Below are 2,838 nucleotides of genomic sequence, written 5' to 3' on the forward strand. Positions count from 1 at the left end.
GCCTTGTGATGTACCGGATTTCGATCTGGCGCACCCATCGTGAGCTGGACCAGCGCTCAACCGAGCTGGCGGATCCGATACTGAAGCGGCTGACCGACCGGCTGGCGGCAGCGCTGGAGGTCGCCCGCATTCCGGTGCATATCTACGAGGTCGACCCGGTCAACGGGCTGGCGGCGCCGGACGGGCGGATCTTTATCACCCGCGGGTTTTACCGCAAGTACCAGAACGGTGAGGTCAGCGCCGAGGAAATGGCCTCGGTGATCGCCCATGAGCTGGGCCATGTGGCGCTGGGGCATGCCAGGAAGCGGATGATCGATTTCTCCGGCCAGAACGCGCTGCGCACCGCGCTGATGATGATCCTGGGCCGCTACATTCCCTTTATCGGGCCGTGGATTGCCGGGGTGCTGACAGGTTTGATCGCGGCCCGGCTGTCGCGCGGCGACGAGTATGAGGCGGATGAATATGCCGCCGCGCTGCTGACCAAGGCAGGCATCGGGCTGGCGCCGCAGAAAAGCCTGTTCACCAAGCTGGAAGAGCTGACCCAGGCACGCGCGGGCATGGCACCGGCCTGGCTGATGAGCCACCCCAAGACCGAAGAGCGCATAGCCGCGCTGGAGCGGCTGGAAGCGAAATGGGCCAAGCGCTGAGCCTGCGGCTGACGCTGGATTGAGGGCCATTCCCCCGCGGCGGCGCCGGTTGGTGCCTTCGAGCTGACCGCTGGGCAGTTTCTTGGCCTGCAGTCAGGCACTCATCCCGGAGTATTTCAGGAAAGATGAAAGCGCGGTCAGGCTGACAGGGCCTTGGCGAGCCGCGGCAGGCGGGCTTTTTTCAGGAGCGGGCGGATCTCCCAGCGGTCGCCGGAAAGGCGGCTGGCCTCCTCCAGAACCCGGGCGCCAAGAGCTTCTATTCCGGCGTTATCCTCCAGCCAGATGCGGTAGAGGAGTTCGTCGGGGCCGCGCCGCTCCAGCCCCTCTTCGGCCAGGGTGTGGCGGGGAAAGTCCTTGTTGTTGAGGGTGACAATCGCGTCGGCGTGGCCGGTGACGGCGGCGGCCAGCACATGGATGTCGGCGCTGTCGGGCAGCCAGAGGCGCGCCTCGGTGCCCGGTGCCGGGGCGACTTCGGCCTTGGGCCAATTGGCGCGGGCCAGGGCGATTTCAGCCTTGGCCTGCGCCGCGCCTTCGGGGCCGAGTTTCATCGCTGCGCGCTCCCACTCGCCCAAAATGCGGGCGGACCAGAGCGGGGTGAAATGCCCCAGTCCCGCCGCACCCAGCAGCATCTCCCGCATCACTGTCGGGTAGAGCACGCAGGTGTCCAGAAGCAGCTTCATCCCGCGTCAGTCCAGCCGGAAGAACACGGCCTTGAGGTAGCCGCTTTCGGCCAGCTGCGGCAGCTGCGGGTGGTCGGGGCCTGCGTACCCTGTGTGGATCAGCGCACCGCGGCGGCCGCCCTTGCCGATGCCGCGGGCCGAAGCGTTGCGGAAGCGCGACAGATCAGCGGCGTGGGAGCAGGAGCAGAGGCCCAGGTAGCCGCCGGGTTTGACCAGCGGCGCCGCCAGTTTGGCGATCCGTTCATAGGCGCGCAGACCGGCCTCCAGCGCCTGTTTCGAGGGCGCAAAGGCGGGCGGGTCGCAGATCACAACGTCAAAGCTTGCGTCCTCCTCGCCGAGGGCGGCCAGCACATCGAAGGCGTCGCCCTGGCGGGCGGTGAATGCGTCCTTGAAACCGCTGGCTTCGGCGCCCCGGGCGGCCAGTTCAAGGGCTGCGGCAGAGCCGTCGACGCAGGTTGCGTGCCCTGCCCCCCCGGCCAGCATCGCGAGGCCGAAGCCGCCGACGTGAGAGAAGACATCCAGCACCTTGGCGCCGGGCCCTGTGAGGCGGGCGGCAAAGGCGTGGTTTTCGCGCTGGTCGAAGAACAGCCCGGTTTTCTGGCCGCCGGTAAGATCGGCCATATAGGTGGCGCCGTTCATCTGCACCGGCACCGGCGCCGCTGGGGTTTCGCCCAGCAGGGTCTGGTTCACATCATCAAGGCCTTCGAGCGAACGGGTGCGGCCGGAAGCGTTTTTCAGGATCACCCCGGTGCCGGTCACCTCCGCCAGCGCGGCGGTGAGCGCGTCCAGATGCAGCTCGGCCCAGGCAGCGTTGGGCTGGACGACGCAGGCCGCGCCGAAGCGGTCGATCACCACGCCGGGCAGCCCGTCGGATTCCGCATGCACCAGCCGGTAGAAGGGCGCATCATACAGCTGTTCGCGCATGTCCAAGGCGCGGCTCAGGCGGGCAGCGAACCAGGCCTGATCAATCACCGCCTCGGGGTCGCGGTCGAGCATCCGGGCGATGATCTTGCTTTCCGGGTTCACCGACACCAGCCCCAGCGGGTGCTGCGCCTCGTCCTCCAGCACCGCCAGGGTGCCGGGCGCCAGTTTGCGGGTGCGCCGGTCGGTCACCAGTTCGTTGGCATAAACCCAGGGAAACCCGTGCCGGATGGCGCGGGCGTTGGATTTGGGTTTCATTTTCACGCGGGGGCGCTGAAGCGCATCTGAGGAGGCTGTCATGGGTTCCTCTTAGCCTTAAGCCCGGAACAGGAAAAGGGGCCGCATGGCCCGTTCCCGCGGAACTTCACCGCTGCGCCTGGCTTTATTGCAGGGCCGGCAGCGGATCCAGCAGCGCTGCGGTTTCATTGCCGTCAGGAACGCTCGTCGATGCGTCGGGCACCGGCCGCACAGACGCCGCCGTCACCGCTCGCGCGAGCGCCAGCCGCCGCGGCGGCGCGGCGTGGCACTGCCTTGCAGCCCGTCGCGCAGCACTGCGGTCATCGGGTGGTCCGGATTGGCGCCAGACCAAT

General features: G+C 67.7%; 3 protein-coding genes. 1 reads left to right on the forward strand and 2 read right to left on the reverse strand.

Going from position 1 to position 2,838, the window contains the following annotated elements; genetic code table 11:
* Positions 1–647: M48 family metallopeptidase (locus VOI29_RS23745; RefSeq protein ID WP_323784272.1), on the forward strand; the 647-nt coding region annotated here is incomplete at its 5' end.
* Between the two features lie 137 nt (positions 648–784).
* Here the strand turns inward: VOI29_RS23745 and VOI29_RS23750 are convergent.
* Together VOI29_RS23750 and VOI29_RS23755 are read right to left on the reverse strand one after the other, a co-directional pair.
* Positions 785–1,327: an RSP_2648 family PIN domain-containing protein gene (locus tag VOI29_RS23750; protein ID WP_323784274.1), complete on the reverse strand. Its 543-nt coding sequence runs from the start codon at positions 1,325–1,327 to the stop codon at positions 785–787.
* A 6-nt stretch (positions 1,328–1,333) separates the two neighbouring features.
* Positions 1,334–2,548: an RSP_2647 family RNA methyltransferase gene (locus tag VOI29_RS23755; protein WP_323784276.1), complete on the reverse strand. Its 1,215-nt coding sequence runs from the start codon at positions 2,546–2,548 to the stop codon at positions 1,334–1,336.
* Positions 2,549–2,838 lie beyond the last annotated feature (290 nt).

The organism is Leisingera sp. (assembly GCF_034669605.1).
Lineage (GTDB): Bacteria > Pseudomonadota > Alphaproteobacteria > Rhodobacterales > Rhodobacteraceae > Leisingera.